The sequence below is a fragment of the Alcaligenes sp. MMA genome, from assembly GCF_020907215.1.
GTDB lineage: Bacteria > Pseudomonadota > Gammaproteobacteria > Burkholderiales > Burkholderiaceae_B > Alcaligenes > Alcaligenes aquatilis.
Window position 1 is genome coordinate 772,405 of sequence record NZ_JAJJPP010000001.1, and the last position, 13,383, is coordinate 785,787.

The 13,383-nt window shown below is 55.1% G+C and carries 14 protein-coding genes; 11 read left to right on the top strand and 3 right to left on the bottom strand.

Annotated elements, in window-relative coordinates; all coding sequences use genetic code 11:
• From leuD to LNA76_RS03505, 10 genes are all read left to right on the top strand, one after another.
• Nucleotides 1–645, top strand: a complete 645-nt coding sequence (gene leuD / locus LNA76_RS03460; protein WP_230017937.1) for a 3-isopropylmalate dehydratase small subunit — start codon at nt 1–3, stop codon at nt 643–645.
• Nucleotides 646–765: 120 nt separating this feature from the next.
• Entirely contained in the window at nt 766–1,842 is a 1,077-nt protein-coding gene (gene leuB, locus LNA76_RS03465; RefSeq protein ID WP_230017938.1) for a 3-isopropylmalate dehydrogenase, read from the top strand.
• Nucleotides 1,843–1,887: 45 nt separating this feature from the next.
• Entirely contained in the window at nt 1,888–3,012 is a 1,125-nt protein-coding gene (asd, locus tag LNA76_RS03470) for an aspartate-semialdehyde dehydrogenase (RefSeq protein WP_094196927.1), read from the top strand.
• Between the two features lie 2 nt (nt 3,013–3,014).
• Nucleotides 3,015–4,421, top strand: a complete 1,407-nt coding sequence (locus LNA76_RS03475; protein ID WP_230017939.1) for a type IV pilus assembly protein FimV — start codon at nt 3,015–3,017, stop codon at nt 4,419–4,421.
• A 12-nt stretch (nt 4,422–4,433) separates the two neighbouring features.
• A complete protein-coding gene (gene truA, locus LNA76_RS03480) occupies nt 4,434–5,261 on the top strand; it encodes a tRNA pseudouridine(38-40) synthase TruA (RefSeq protein WP_230017941.1) in 828 nt (275 codons plus the stop codon).
• A 172-nt stretch (nt 5,262–5,433) separates the two neighbouring features.
• Nucleotides 5,434–6,051, top strand: coding sequence for a TRAP transporter small permease subunit (locus tag LNA76_RS03485; protein WP_094196924.1), 618 nt, complete (start codon nt 5,434–5,436; stop codon nt 6,049–6,051).
• A 2-nt stretch (nt 6,052–6,053) separates the two neighbouring features.
• On the top strand, nt 6,054–7,727 hold the full coding sequence (locus LNA76_RS03490) for a TRAP transporter large permease (protein ID WP_094196923.1): 1,674 nt from the start codon (nt 6,054–6,056) through the stop codon (nt 7,725–7,727).
• Between the two features lie 59 nt (nt 7,728–7,786).
• On the top strand, nt 7,787–8,449 hold the full coding sequence (locus LNA76_RS03495; protein WP_094196922.1) for a phosphoribosylanthranilate isomerase: 663 nt from the start codon (nt 7,787–7,789) through the stop codon (nt 8,447–8,449).
• 97 nt (nt 8,450–8,546) lie between these two features.
• Nucleotides 8,547–9,362 (top strand): TlpA disulfide reductase family protein, encoded by an 816-nt coding sequence (locus tag LNA76_RS03500; protein WP_094196921.1) that lies wholly within the window; start codon nt 8,547–8,549, stop codon nt 9,360–9,362.
• 323 nt (nt 9,363–9,685) lie between these two features.
• Nucleotides 9,686–10,168 (top strand): urea amidohydrolase, encoded by a 483-nt coding sequence (locus LNA76_RS03505; RefSeq protein ID WP_199827822.1) that lies wholly within the window; start codon nt 9,686–9,688, stop codon nt 10,166–10,168.
• Between the two features lie 151 nt (nt 10,169–10,319).
• Here the strand turns inward: LNA76_RS03505 and LNA76_RS03510 are convergent, their stop codons facing one another.
• Nucleotides 10,320–11,324 (bottom strand): bile acid:sodium symporter family protein, encoded by a 1,005-nt coding sequence (locus LNA76_RS03510; RefSeq protein WP_094196920.1) that lies wholly within the window; start codon nt 11,322–11,324, stop codon nt 10,320–10,322.
• 85 nt (nt 11,325–11,409) lie between these two features.
• On the opposite strand from LNA76_RS03510, the gene LNA76_RS03515 reads away from it, so the two are divergent.
• Complete coding sequence (locus LNA76_RS03515; protein WP_094196919.1) at nt 11,410–12,237, top strand: AraC family transcriptional regulator; 828 nt, start codon at nt 11,410–11,412, stop codon at nt 12,235–12,237.
• Here the strand turns inward: LNA76_RS03515 and LNA76_RS03520 are convergent.
• Nucleotides 12,186–12,938 carry a glutamine amidotransferase gene (locus LNA76_RS03520; RefSeq protein WP_230017944.1) on the bottom strand — a complete coding sequence of 251 codons (753 nt, stop codon included), beginning with the start codon at nt 12,936–12,938 and terminating at the stop codon, nt 12,186–12,188. The genes LNA76_RS03515 and LNA76_RS03520 overlap by 52 nt on opposite strands.
• On the bottom strand, nt 12,935–13,321 hold the full coding sequence (crcB, locus tag LNA76_RS03525; protein ID WP_094196917.1) for a fluoride efflux transporter CrcB: 387 nt from the start codon (nt 13,319–13,321) through the stop codon (nt 12,935–12,937). The genes LNA76_RS03520 and crcB overlap by 4 nt, the downstream gene beginning before the upstream one ends.
• Nucleotides 13,322–13,383: the final 62 nt, after the last annotated feature.

Here is a 13,383-nt window from a genome sequence, read left to right on the forward strand (position 1 = left end):
ATGCAAGCATTTACTACTCATGAAGGTCTGGTCGCTCCCTTGGATCGGGAGAATGTGGATACGGACTTGATCATCCCCAAGCAGTTCCTCAAATCCATCAAGCGCACCGGCTTTGGCCCCAACTTGTTTGACGAACTGCGCTATCTGGACCACGGTGAACCCGGCATGGATAATTCCCGCCGTCCGCTGAACCCGGATTTTGTGCTGAACCAGGACCGCTACCAGGGCGCTTCTGTGCTGTTGGCGCGTAAGAACTTTGGCTGTGGCTCCAGCCGCGAGCACGCACCCTGGGCGCTGATGCAATATGGTTTTCGCGCCATCATTGCGCCGTCTTTCGCCGATATTTTCTTTAACAACAGCTTCAAGAACGGCTTGCTGCCTATTGTCCTGAACGAGCTGGATGTTGCCCGACTGTTCGATGAGGTCAAAGCTTTTCCCGGCTACAAGCTGCGTATTGATCTGGCCGAGCAGCGCGTCATCACACCTGAAGGTCGGGAGTTGCCATTCACCATTGATGCCTCGCGCAAGCACAGCCTCTTGAATGGCCTGGATGAAATTGGTCTGACCTTACAGAAAGCGGACATGATCCGTCAGTACGAGGCCGAGCGTCTGGCCCGCCACCCTTGGTTGGTCGGCCAACCTTGAACATGGGTGCCGGCCTTGTAGAAGCCTCGCTGTTGCGGCCTGCCTATGGCGGCCAAGATGCTTCGGTCGTCGGGCCGGCGCTCTTCACTCTTACTCTCTAATTTTTACGTCCTACTCATCATGACTCATAAAATCGCAGTATTGCCCGGTGACGGCATCGGTCCCGAGATTACCGAACAGGCTCAGCGCGTACTGGGCGCTCTGGGCATGGATCTGGAAATGACCGTGGCTCCGGTGGGCGGCGCCGCTTACGACCTGCACGGCCATCCTCTGCCACCTGAAACACTGAGCCTGGCCCAACGCTCCGACGCCGTGTTGTTCGGGGCTGTGGGTGATTGGAAATACGATTCGCTGGAGCGCCACCTGCGTCCCGAGCAAGCTATTTTGGGCCTGCGTCGTGCCATGGGCCTGTTCGCCAATCTGCGTCCCGCCATTCTGTACCCGCAACTGGCTAACGCCTCCACCCTGAAAGCAGAAGTCGTATCCGGTCTGGATATCCTGATCGTGCGTGAACTGACGGGCGATATCTACTTCGGTCAGCCGCGCGGTGTGCGTACCGTGGAAGAGGGCAACTTTGCTGGCGAGCGTCAGGGTTTTGACACCATGCACTATGCCGAAAGCGAAGTGCGCCGTATTGCCCACGTGGGTTTCCAGGCCGCACAAAAACGTCAAAAGCGTTTGTGCAGCGTGGACAAGTCCAATGTGCTGGAAACATCCCAGTTCTGGCGCGACATCATGATTGATGTGGCCCGTGAGTATCCGGACGTGGAATTGAGCCACATGTACGTGGACAATGCCGCCATGCAATTGGTGCGTGCACCAAAAGAATTCGACGTGATTGTCACAGGCAACCTGTTTGGCGATATCCTATCGGATGAAGCGGCCATGTTGACAGGCTCCATCGGCATGTTGCCCTCGGCATCTCTGAACGCATCCCAGCAAGGTTTGTACGAACCTAGCCATGGCTCGGCACCCGATATCGCCGGTCAGGACAAAGCCAATCCTTTGGCCACCATTTTGTCCGCTGCCATGTTGCTGCGCTACTCGCTCAATGCAGAAGACCAGGCCAAACGTATCGAAGCAGCGGTTGCCAGCGTGCTCGAACAAGGTTTGCGTACCGGCGACATCTACGAAGACGGTTGTCAATTGCTGAGCACCAGTGCTATGGGGGATGCAGTGCTCAAGGCTTTGCGATAGTATCTTCTATCGTTTTATTTTTTTATATATCCAGGTGGTACTACTATGACTCAAGCGGTAGGTTTGGTCGGCTGGCGTGGGATGGTGGGCTCCGTGCTCATGCAGCGCATGCGCGACGAAGGCGATTTTTCCCTTTTTCAGCCGGTGTTTTTCTCGACTAGCAATGCTGGCGGCGCAGCTCCCTCGTGGGCTGACGGCGCTGGCCCTTTGCAGGACGCCCACGATATTGACGCTTTGAAAAAGCTGCCCATTATTGTGACCGCCCAGGGTGGAGATTACACAAGCCAGATCTACCCCAAGCTGCGTGCCGCCGGCTGGAATGGTTTGTGGATTGACGCGGCCAGCACGCTGCGCATGGATGAAAACTCCGTGATTGTGCTGGACCCGATCAATCGTCCTGTGATTGATGCGGCGCTGGCCAACGGTGGCAAGCAATTCATCGGCGGTAACTGTACGGTCAGCTGCATGCTGATGGGTCTGGGCGGTCTGTTTAACCAGAATCTGGTTGAGTGGATGACCAGCATGACGTATCAGGCGGCGTCGGGCGGTGGTGCACAGCACATGCGCGAACTGCTGACTCAGTTCGGTCTGATCAATCAGTCCGTCTCCAGCCTGCTGGACGATCCTGCATCGGCCATTCTGGATATCGACCGTGGTGTCTTGCAGACACAGCGCGATCCCAATCTGCCGCAGAAAAACTTCGGCGTTCCGCTGGGCGGCAGTCTGATCCCCTGGATCGACTCTGACCTGGGCAATGGCATGACGCGTGAAGAATGGAAAGGCGGCGTGGAAACCAACAAGATCCTGGGCCGTGGTGCGCAGGACAAGCATATTCCTATCGACGGTCTGTGCGTGCGTATCGGTGCCATGCGTTGCCACAGCCAGGCTCTGACCATCAAGCTGACTCGTGATGTACCGCTGGACGAGATCACCGATATCCTGGCTGAAGGTTCCAAGTGGGCCAAAGTCATTCCTAACGAGCGTCAAGCCACTGTAGATTCGCTGACTCCGGTTGCCGTGACTGGCACGCTGGATATCCCTGTGGGGCGTCTGCGCAAGCTGAACATGGGTCCCGAGTACCTGAGCGCCTTCACGGTTGGCGACCAGTTGCTGTGGGGCGCAGCCGAACCGCTGCGCCGCATGTTGCGTATTGCTTTGGGCGAGCTCTAATCATGGTTGGCCGCCTTCATCCCGTACGTACGCTGGGTTCGGCCCTGCTAGTGGCCGGGATGCTGGCGGCCGCACCGGTTTGCGCTTTGGAGATTGGCCATAGTCGTTTGGTGTCAGCTCCCAATCAGGTTTTCAAACTGGATGTGGGTATTCGACAGATCAGTCCGGAAGAAAGCCTGTCCTTGAAAGTGGCACCGGCTCCCTTGTCGGCCTGGCAACAGGCTGGCTTGACCCCTCCAGTTGATCTGAATTCCCTGAAGGCCGTGATCGAGCGTGACGAGCAAGGGCAAGTACGACGCATTCGGCTCTCTTCCGAGCAGATGTTCTCCGGTTCTGTGGCCGATGTGCTCTTGCAGATTCAAAGTGATAGCGGACAGTTCCTGCATCAGGTCAGCGTGTTGGCTCCGGCTCCGGTGGCTGTCAAAGCGGTGACTCAAACACAGGCAGGCCATCAGGCGCCGGTGTCTGTGCAGGTTTCCGGTTCGACCACTCCATCCAATGTGAAGGCACAAAGCGCGGTACGCGTGAAATCCGGCGATACCTTGCATGCCTTGGCGCGTCGCCATGCCGTGGATGGTGTCAGTGCCTATCAGTGGATGATGGCGGTTCATAAGCAGAATCCGAATGCGTTCATCAAGCAGAATATGCACCGCCTAAAGGCAGGCCAAACCTTACAGATTCCCGATGTGGCGGCGATGTTGTCCATAGACGATGCTCAAGCTCGTCGCCTCTATGTCGATCAGGCCCAAGCGTTGCGCTCTGCGGCGCAGGAGGGGCAGGATCAGGCTGATGCCTCCCAGGGTGTGGCGCAAACGGGTTCAGGCGAGCCGGGAGCTCAGGCGCAAGGCCAGGATCGTTTGCTCTTGTCGGCAGGGACGCAAGCCCGTGATGCCAAGCAGCAATTGCAGCATCAACTGCGCGAGACGGGCGACCGTGTCTCGCAACTGGAAGAGAATGTCTCCACCCTGGGCCGTGCCTTGCAGTCCCAAGGCGAGGCCGCTAAAGATTTAATCCTGGATTCGGCGCAAGAGCTGGGTCTGGGGGATGCCGGTAGCGATGCTGCTACGGGCAACACGCATTCTGGCGCTTCGGGCGCCGCTTCTTCTGCCGCCGTGGCAGGAGCGATTTCCGCACCATCTGAGCCCGAGCAGGGCAAGATGGCCGGTGCAGTTAACAAGGCAAAAAAGACCGTGTCCTGGATTCAAGAACATATGTTGGCCGTGATGGCCGTAGTACTGGCGTTAATTGTGGTCCTGGTGACCTGGGTGTTGCGCCGTGCCAATACCGAAAATCGCCATGGCGATGACTCGCCCGCACCCGTTAGCGAAGCGATGGTTCGGGAAAAACTGGAAAAAATCAATCTGGATCTGGATCAGCCGCCTTCGGACGAGCCTCCCGTTCGTCAGTAAGGCAAACCCACCATGAGACGTATTGCATTGGGTGTCTGCTATGAAGGGACGCCCTGGCTGGGTTGGCAAAGTCAGGCCGGTGGCAACACCGTTCAAGATGTTCTGGAGCAGGCACTGCGCCGTTTTACGGCCCAGCCTGTCTCTACGATCTGCGCCGGTCGCACCGACACCGGCGTTCATGCCCTCAGTCAAGTAGTTCATCTGGACACGGCTGCCGAGCGCAGCCTGGAGTCGTGGGTGCGCGGCTTGAACGCCTTGCTGCCGAATTCCATTGCCGTGCAATGGGCGCGCGAAGTGCCGGATGATTTCCATGCACGCTTCTCGGCCCAAGGTCGTCACTACGTGTATCTGCTGCGTCAGCACCGGGTGCGTTCCCCCTTATTGCATGGCCGAGTGGCCTGGGTTTTTCGTCCTTTGGACCTGGCCCTGATGCAAGAGGCGGCTCACCATTTGGTGGGCGAGCACGACTTCAGTGCATTTCGTTCCTCGCAATGTCAGGCGGCCAGCCCGGTGCGTACCATGTCGCACATTCATATCGAGCAGCAGGGCGATTTTTTCCTGTTCCGTTTCAGCGCCAATGCTTTTTTGCATCACATGATTCGCAACCTGATGGGTATGCTGATTTATATCGGCCAAGGCCGACAGCCGCCAGATTGGGTTTTGCATTTATTGGCGCAGCGCGATCGCCGCTTATCGGCTCCGACGTTCGATGCCAGTGGTCTGTATCTGGCCGGGGTAGATTACCCCCAGCAGTTTGATATTCCTACCCGCAATCCCTACGATTTGCTCTATGAATTAAGTGGCGTGCGATTTGCTGAAACGGTCTCAGAAAAATCATGATTTAGCCCGTGTCTAAAGGGTTTATCCCCGGTATTCGAACCGGCTTCACATGCTTGAATCGTATAAAATGTGAAGCCATTTTGTTTCTTACATTCTTATCTGTATAAGGCCGACCACCTTCGAGCATGAGCCACAAGCGAATCCAGAAGGCGACCATATCCTGAGCAAGGCCATGAAATTTTTCTTACGATTGTCTAGTTTGATCGACCGTCTGAATACGGTCGTTGGTAAGTCCGTGACCTGGCTAACCCTGATCGTGGTGTTGGTCAGTGCTATTAACGCCATCGTTCGCAAGGTGTATGGCATCAGCTCCAATCAGTGGCTGGAATTGCAGTGGTATTTGTTCGGTGCCATTTTCTTGCTGGCGGCCGGTTATACCTTCTTTGTGAATGAACATGTACGGGTGGATGCGTTAGCGGAACGTTTTCCGCCGCGTGTTCAGGTCTGGATCGATATTATTGGCGTGATCTTTTTCCTTCTGCCCGCAACCTTGCTGATTTTTTGGCTCTCTATTCCGTTTTTTGAGCAGTCCTATGTGCTGAACGAGCAGTCCTCCAATACGGGTGGGCTGGTGCGTTGGCCTGTCAAGTTACTGATCCCCATTGGTTTTGCCTTATTGGCTTTGGCCGGTGTGTCCCACCTGATCAAATGCATAGGCTTTTTGCGCGGTGTCTGTCCCAACCCCTTATTAAGGAATGGTGGGCTGAGCGCAGAAGAAGAACTTGCCCAGGAAATTCGTCAGATTGCCCAGGCAAACGAAGCAACAACCTCTGTTTCTAAGGGCCAGTAACAATGGAATTTCTGGTTGATAATCTGGCTCCGATCATGTTCTTTAACCTGATCGTGTTTTTGCTATTGGGTTTTCCCGTTACCTTCACCTTGTCGGCAATCGGGATTTTATATGGTCTGGTCGCCATTGAACTGGACATGATGCAGCCGGCCTTATTCCAGGCCTTGCCTCAACGGGTATTTGGTATTGTCGAGAATGATACCTTGCTGGCGGTTCCCTTCTTTACCTTAATGGGGCTGATCCTAGAGCGCTCAGGGATGGCGGAGGATCTGCTCGATACCATTGGTCAGCTATTTGGTCCTTTGCGTGGTGGTCTGGCCATTGCCGTGGTGCTGGTCGGTGCCATGTTGGCTGCTACGACGGGTGTGGTGTCGGCCTCCGTGATCTCCATGGGCTTGATCTCTTTGCCCATCATGTTGCGCTACGGCTATGACCGCAAGTTAGCCACAGGGGTGATTGCAGCCTCGGGCACGCTGTCGCAAATCATCCCGCCTTCCATCGTACTGATTATTCTGGCTGACCAACTGGGGCGCTCCATCGGTGATATGTACCGAGGTGCCATGCTGCCCGGTCTGCTGTTGGTGGCGACCTATGTTCTGTACATTGTGGTGATGTCCTACATCAAGCCCAAGTCGGCTCCTGCCTTGCCGCCTGAGGCCCGTGTGTATGTGGAGCCTAATGGCAGCCGTGGTTTGACCTCGCTGATCGTCTTGAGCATTGTGGCATCGGCCGTGGCCTACTTTGGTTCGCAGCACTATTTTGCCACTCACCCCAATATCCCCATGGACGAGCACATCGTCGTGCTGATGCTGTTGTGGGGGGTAACGGCCTGGGTGATCGCGCTGATCAACAAGTTGCTCAAGCTGAACATGCTGTCCAAAATCGCCGAGCGCGTGATTTTCGTGATGGTGCCACCGCTGTTCCTGATCTTCCTGGTGTTGGGCACCATCTTTATTGGTGTGGCTACCCCCACCGAGGGCGGGGCGATGGGGGCGGTGGGGGCCATCATCATGGCCGTAACGCGTGGCCGCTTATCCTGGAAGCTGCTGCGTCAGGCCATGGAATCGACGACCCGCCTATCGTGCTTTGTGGTCTTCATTCTGGTGGGTTCGACCGTCTTTAGTCTGAGCTTTCGCGGCATCAATGGTGACCTGTGGGTCGAGCACCTCTTGATCGACATGCCCGGCGGGGAATGGGGCTTCCTGATCATTGTCAGTATTCTGACCTTCCTGCTGGCTTTCTTTCTCGACTTTTTCGAACTGGCCTTTATTATTGTGCCGCTGCTCGGGCCAATTGCTGACAAGATGGGCATTGACCTGATCTGGTTCGGTGTTTTGTTGGCGGTCAATATGCAGACCTCCTTCATGCACCCGCCTTTTGGCTTCGCGTTGTTTTTCCTGCGCTCGGTGGCCCCCAAAGATGACTATACCGACAAGGTGACGGGCGAGCGTATCAAGCGTGTGTCGACGACTGATATTTATTGGGGCTCAGTGCCGTTTATTATCATTCAATTGTTGATGGTGGCTGCTGTTTTGACCTTCCCCGGCTTAGTCACACATTACAAGCATGGCGAAGTTTTGCTGGATGATTCACAAATTCAGTTCGGTACAGAATCGACCTATGGTTCTGACAGCTATGGATTTGGAATGGATGATGCCGCCAGCAGTTTCCAGTAAGGACGCGTTATGATTCACACGGGGGCATCTGGCCCCCGTTTTTTATTCGAGGATGTGCGATGTTCAGCCGTACCCGAGTCAAGATTTGTGGCTTTACCCGAGCGCAGGATATCGATGCTGCCGTGCAGTTGGGCGCAGATGCAGTGGGGTTTGTTTTCTACCCGAAAAGTGCTCGCATGTTAAGCACGGAGCACGCTGTCTCCTTGCGCGCCCGTGTGCCGGCGTTTGTGCAGGTGGTCAGCCTGTTCGTGAATGCCTCCGAGAACGTTGTGCGGGAAATTCTGGAACAGGTACAACCCGATTTGCTGCAATTTCACGGTGAAGAAAGCCCGCAAGAGTGCCGGCGCTACGCACATCCCTATATCAAGGCTTTTCGGGTGGGCGCGCCCGGTCTGGATACAGTGGACGGTTTGCTGGAACAGTGCCTGAATTATCGCGATGCACGCGCCTGGTTGATGGATGGTTATCACGATGCCTACGGTGGTACCGGCACGGCCTTTGATCCCGAACTGATTCAAGGTTTGCAAGCACGTCTGCAAGACCAGGATGGCCTTCCTCCCTTGGTTCTGGCCGGAGGGATGCGTATTGACAATGTGGCTGAGCGAGTGGCCTTGCACCGCCCGTATGCCATCGATGTCAGCAGTGGGGTAGAGTTGGAACCCGGTATCAAGTGCCACACGAAAATGGGTCAATTCATGCAGATCTTGGGCAAGGCCTCCTGACTTAGGGAATCTTTTAGCCGCGCCGCTGTCTGTCTTTATTGCCCCGACCCGCTTATGGCGGGTCTCTTTTTACTTGGTCTTGTCAGGATTGATGTTTATGCAAAGCATACAGCTCGGCCCCTTTACCTTTGCCACCTCTTTGTTTGCTTTTATGGTCGCGGCATTACTGGGGTTGTTTCTGGCCGCCTGGCTGGATAGACGCAGGCAGACCCGGGCCGAATCGGTCTTGTGGCGGGCGATTATTTTGGGCGTGCTGGTTGGACGTTTGGGCTTTCTGATTCAGCAGTGGGAGTTCTACCAAAGCGAGCCATTGCACTGGCTGGATCTGCGTGACGGTGGCCTGATGATCCCTGCCGCTGTGACGGCAGGCTGGTTTTATGTGCTGTGGCGTGTGCTGCGTGATAAGGCGATGCTGCCAGCCGTGTCCGGCGGCCTGGCCGTGGGTGTGGCCGCTTTTTCTTTGATCATGGTGGCAGTCGGCCGAGGCGGTGTAGAGCCGACCATGCCATTGCCCGAAATAGACCTGATCCCCATGCAGGCTGATTTCAGCGCGCCGCAGAGCCTGGATCAATATCAGGGGAAGGTGACCGTCGTCAATCTGTGGGCCAGTTGGTGTCCTCCTTGTCGTCGAGAAATGCCGGCTTTCAAGCAGGTGCAGTCCAGCCGTTCGGATGTCAATATTGTGTTTGCGAATCAGGGCGAGGAACTGGGTGAAATCCAGAAGTACCTGATGGACGAGAACCTGGAGCTGGGCAATATGTGGCGTGACCCACAAATGAAACTGGGCCAGGCCGTACGTAGCCGAGGCTTGCCAACCACCTTGTTCCTGGACGAGCAGGGCCGTTTGGTGGATGTGCGGGCAGGGGAGTTATCGGCAGCAACCTTGAACGACAAGATCAACAAGCTGAAGTGAGCAGTTTGGATGTAGCGTTGTTTGGCGCGTGTTGAGCAGGGCGTTGGAGCAGTAGCGTGCTTCAGCGCTCTTTTTGTTTGGATGGAAAATACAAGTTTATGGAGACGCTTGTTAGGAATGATTTACTTGTTAATTGTTTGCTAGTTTGGTTTTTAATTATTTTTATAAAATTATCTAACTTTTTTAATTAATCTATTAGTTAGGCGTAGTGCTGGATGTTGATTGTTTAATTCAATCGGTAAATAGTACCTCCTTAAGAATGTAAATTAGTATTTGCTGCTACTATGTGCCGAGGTTTCTCATCTGTTTATAAGGGTTTAGCCATGAATTTGACAGATAAAGGCACGAAAACCGCCAAACTCTCAGCGCCCGATAGAATCATTTATGCAGACAGATATCTTATTCATGGTCCGGATGATATTACGGCATATATGAAAGGCGTTTGCTATGACGCCGCAGCGTATATGCGTTATTTGTATAACGCCAAAATTAGTTATGAACAATTAACGTCCATATCTGCCCAGAACTGGCTACCTTTATTTAATTTTTCAAAAGGCAGGAAGTGGGATGGGCAAAGCTCTTTGCCCGGAGGCAAGGCTATTGGATTTTGTCGAGTCGCAGGCATGCAGTTCTTCCATGCCGCCATTGCGGTGGGCGGAACGGAGATCAGAGCGATTAATGGCGGTCTGCTGGGGGCAGGGTGGCTGCATCCTGTTGATTTGCGCAAGGTGCTGAATCAAAAGAATCCTGATGGCTCATTCAGGTACGATGGCACCACTATTTTTGTGTACATTTCGGATCTATAAACAAGCTCAAACCAGCCCTTGAAAAGGAGTTCGTAAACTGCCTATCAAGCTGCCTTGATGAACTATTCAACGTACCGGTTGGGGTTTTGCTTCCAGTCAGTAAAATGGCCCGGTTTCCAAGAAACCAGGCCATTTTCATTTGTCCTTCCGATCAGGCACGTTGCAGTTGTGCTTTTTCATTTGGTGTTTCTGGACGCTGCGCATATTTATTCGCAATGAATGCACAAGCCATCAATTGAATCTGGTGGAAGATCATGATGGGCAGCAGAGCTGGGCCAATCGCAGCACCGGTAAACAGGACCTGGGCCATGGGCACGCCGGTTGCCAGACTTTTCTTGGAGCCACCGAAGACAATCGCAATTTCGTCTTCTTTATTAAAACCCAGTTTACGAGCCAGCCAAGTGGTCAGGAACAGGATGATGGCCAGCAAGACCAGGCAGACCACAGCCAGAATAGCCAGAGACTTGGGCGGTACGGTCTGCCACAGTCCACCAATGACCGAGGCGCTGAAAGCGGTGTAGACCACGAGCAAGATCGAGGACTGATCGACGCTGCGCAGCCATTTGCGGTTGCGATCCATCCATTTGCCAATCAGGGGGCGCATCAGGTGGCCGACGACAAAGGGCAGCAACAACTGCAGGCTGATCTTTTTGATGGCATCCAGGGTCGAGGCGGCCGAGCCACCATCAGCATCCAGCAAAAGCTTGAGCAACACCGGCGTGAGCACAATACCGATCAGGCTGGAGGCTGATGCGCTACAAATGGCAGCAGGTACGTTGCCACGAGCAATGGAGGTAAAGGCAATGGCCGATTGCACGGTGCCAGGCAGGGCACACATGTACAGAATGCCCACAAACAAAGGCATGCCCAGCAATGGCAGCAAGATGGGCTTGGACAGCAGACCCAGCAGCGGAAATATGACAAACGTGCAGCCAAAGACCAGCAAGTGCAAACGCCAGTGGGTTGCTCCGGCAATGATGGCTTCGCGGGACAGCTTGGCGCCGTGCATGAAGAACAGTAGGGCAATGGCCAGACCAGTGATCACATCGAAGATCACCGCACCTTGGCCGTAGGCGGGAAAGAAACTTGCCAGTGCCACCACGCTGATCAGAATCAGGGTGAAGTTGTCAAAAAGCAGTCGTAGTTGAGAGAGCATGGATTTGTTAGAGGCTTGAAAGACTTGTGTTATGAAAGGCCTCACTGTACCGTAGACTTTTTTGGGGGTTTATCGCTAAACGGATATGGATTATCGACAAACGGACATTCTGATGCCGGCGGAGCCAATTCCAGCGAGTTTGCAGCAGTTGCGCTACCTGCCCAGGCCGTTGTATGGCCAGGAGCGTACCTTGCCCAATCAAGCTATTGCTCGTCCTCATCGACATCCCTGGGTGCAGTTTTCCTATGCCCTGACTGGGGTGATCGAGGTGCGCACGGCCAGCGGTCGTTTCATGGCGCCGCCTCAGCAGGCGGTATGGGTGCCTGCAGGCGTTGAGCATGGGGTGCGTAGCTCACCCGATGCCCAGATTCGTAGTCTTTATATTGATGTCAGTGCCTTGCCTGAAGCACCAACGGCGTGTCGCGTGGTGATCGTAGACCGTTTGTTGCGCGAGCTGATTCGCGAGTTCAGCCTTTTGCCTGTGTTGTATGAGCGAGAGGGGGCACAGGGGCGTCTGGTGCAGGTCTTGCTGGATCGTTTGCTGGCTGCACCTGAAAGCGGCCTGATTCTGCCCTGGCCTTCGGACCCGCGCCTCTTGCAAGTGTGTGAGCAATTGCAGGCCCACCCATCGGGCGACTGGAGTTTGCAGGATCTGGCAGGGCAACAGGGTTTGTCAGAAAAAACCTTGAGCCGTTTGTTTCGCCAGCAAACGGGGTTGACGTTTCGGGTCTGGCGTCAGCGCTTGCGTGTCATGAGTGCCTTGCCTCTTTTGGAGCGACATGAAAGGGTGACCGATGTCGCCCTGGCATGCGGCTACGACAGCATGTCGGCCTTTGTAGCGGCTTTTCGGGATTTGATGGGTCAAACCCCTGGCGAATTTTTCCGTCGTCCACTGGGGCCACTGGACGAGTAAATTTGCACAAAACGGCACAGCAGACGACGGGCGTCAGGCGTGTCCTGAATGGGGTCTGCCAGGGTTTTCGGGTCTATGCCCTGGGCTCGCCAGGACTCAGCCTTTCGCAGCACGCAGTATCGCAACAGGCCGGCAAAAAACTCAGGATGAAACTGGATTGACCACTGCGCGGGGCCGTACCGCAGGATTTGATAGGGGTCGTGGGCGGAACTGCCCAGCACTTGCACATGGTCCGGCAAACTCAGCACACTTTGCTGGTGCGTGAGCAGGGCAGGGAACTGCATGGGCAGATGGGTCAGCAACTCATGCTCGTGCGCCTGCTCGGACAGGTGAATGGGTAGATAGCCCACCTCGGCCCCCAGAGGATGGTAATCCACACGTCCGCCCAAGGCGTGAGCCATTAATTGATGACCGTAGCAAATACCCAGCAAAGGCATGGGGGTCTGATAGCGCTCCCGAATCCAGGCGGCCAGATTTTCGCTCCAGTCCGGCTCGTCAGTGACCATGCTCCAGGAACCGCTGATCACGACAGGGTCCGGGCAGTCTGCTGCGGGCAGGGCCTTGTCCTGATGGACTCGCCAAGTGTGGACATTCACCTCCAGAGCTTGCAAGGCACGTTTGAACCAGGCGTTCTGATTCCCGAAACGTTGCTCCACATCCGGTGGAGGGGAGCCGGCTTGCAGAAAATGCACGTCTATCATGTCTGTCCCCGCAGCAGGCCCCAGGTGGCCATGCCCAGACCCAGCATCACCAAGGAGCCGACGACATGGATGGCGATGCCGCCCAAGGCCCAGATATAACGCTGTTGCATCATCAGGGTCATGATTTCGGCAGAGAAGGTAGAGAAGGTCGTCAGGCCGCCCAGGAAACCTGTCATGATGAACATGCGCCAGCCTTCGTGGCCCAGCCCCAATCCGCTGAAATAGGCCATCGCAATGCCCATCAAATAGCTGCCAAGCAAGTTAGCCAGCAAAGTACCGGGGGGCAGCGTAGGGAACAGGACATTGAGACCTTGGCTCAGGAGCCACCGCAGCAGTGCGCCCAGTGCACCTCCGGCGGCAATATACAGCATGGCTACGGGCATGAAGCACCTTCGGGTAGGGGGCAAACTGTCAGCGAGCAGTCAGCCGGTCGCGATATATACCT

What these genes read in the sequence shown, in the direction of transcription:
- LNA76_RS03515 (WP_094196919.1), top strand. Translation starts at nt 11,410, where the DNA reads ATGGATTATCGACAAACGGACATTCTGATGCCGGCGGAGCCAATTCCA.
- truA (WP_230017941.1), top strand. Translation starts at nt 4,434, where the DNA reads ATGAGACGTATTGCATTGGGTGTCTGCTATGAAGGGACGCCCTGGCTG.
- LNA76_RS03495 (WP_094196922.1), top strand. Translation starts at nt 7,787, where the DNA reads ATGTTCAGCCGTACCCGAGTCAAGATTTGTGGCTTTACCCGAGCGCAG.
- LNA76_RS03475 (WP_230017939.1), top strand. Translation starts at nt 3,015, where the DNA reads ATGGTTGGCCGCCTTCATCCCGTACGTACGCTGGGTTCGGCCCTGCTA.
- LNA76_RS03485 (WP_094196924.1), top strand. Translation starts at nt 5,434, where the DNA reads ATGAAATTTTTCTTACGATTGTCTAGTTTGATCGACCGTCTGAATACG.
- asd (WP_094196927.1), top strand. Translation starts at nt 1,888, where the DNA reads ATGACTCAAGCGGTAGGTTTGGTCGGCTGGCGTGGGATGGTGGGCTCC.
- LNA76_RS03510 (WP_094196920.1), bottom strand. Translation starts at nt 11,324, where the DNA reads ATGCTCTCTCAACTACGACTGCTTTTTGACAACTTCACCCTGATTCTG.
- LNA76_RS03520 (WP_230017944.1), bottom strand. Translation starts at nt 12,938, where the DNA reads ATGATAGACGTGCATTTTCTGCAAGCCGGCTCCCCTCCACCGGATGTG.
- leuD (WP_230017937.1), top strand. Translation starts at nt 1, where the DNA reads ATGCAAGCATTTACTACTCATGAAGGTCTGGTCGCTCCCTTGGATCGG.
- LNA76_RS03505 (WP_199827822.1), top strand. Translation starts at nt 9,686, where the DNA reads ATGAATTTGACAGATAAAGGCACGAAAACCGCCAAACTCTCAGCGCCC.
- LNA76_RS03500 (WP_094196921.1), top strand. Translation starts at nt 8,547, where the DNA reads ATGCAAAGCATACAGCTCGGCCCCTTTACCTTTGCCACCTCTTTGTTT.
- LNA76_RS03490 (WP_094196923.1), top strand. Translation starts at nt 6,054, where the DNA reads ATGGAATTTCTGGTTGATAATCTGGCTCCGATCATGTTCTTTAACCTG.
- crcB (WP_094196917.1), bottom strand. Translation starts at nt 13,321, where the DNA reads ATGCCCGTAGCCATGCTGTATATTGCCGCCGGAGGTGCACTGGGCGCA.
- leuB (WP_230017938.1), top strand. Translation starts at nt 766, where the DNA reads ATGACTCATAAAATCGCAGTATTGCCCGGTGACGGCATCGGTCCCGAG.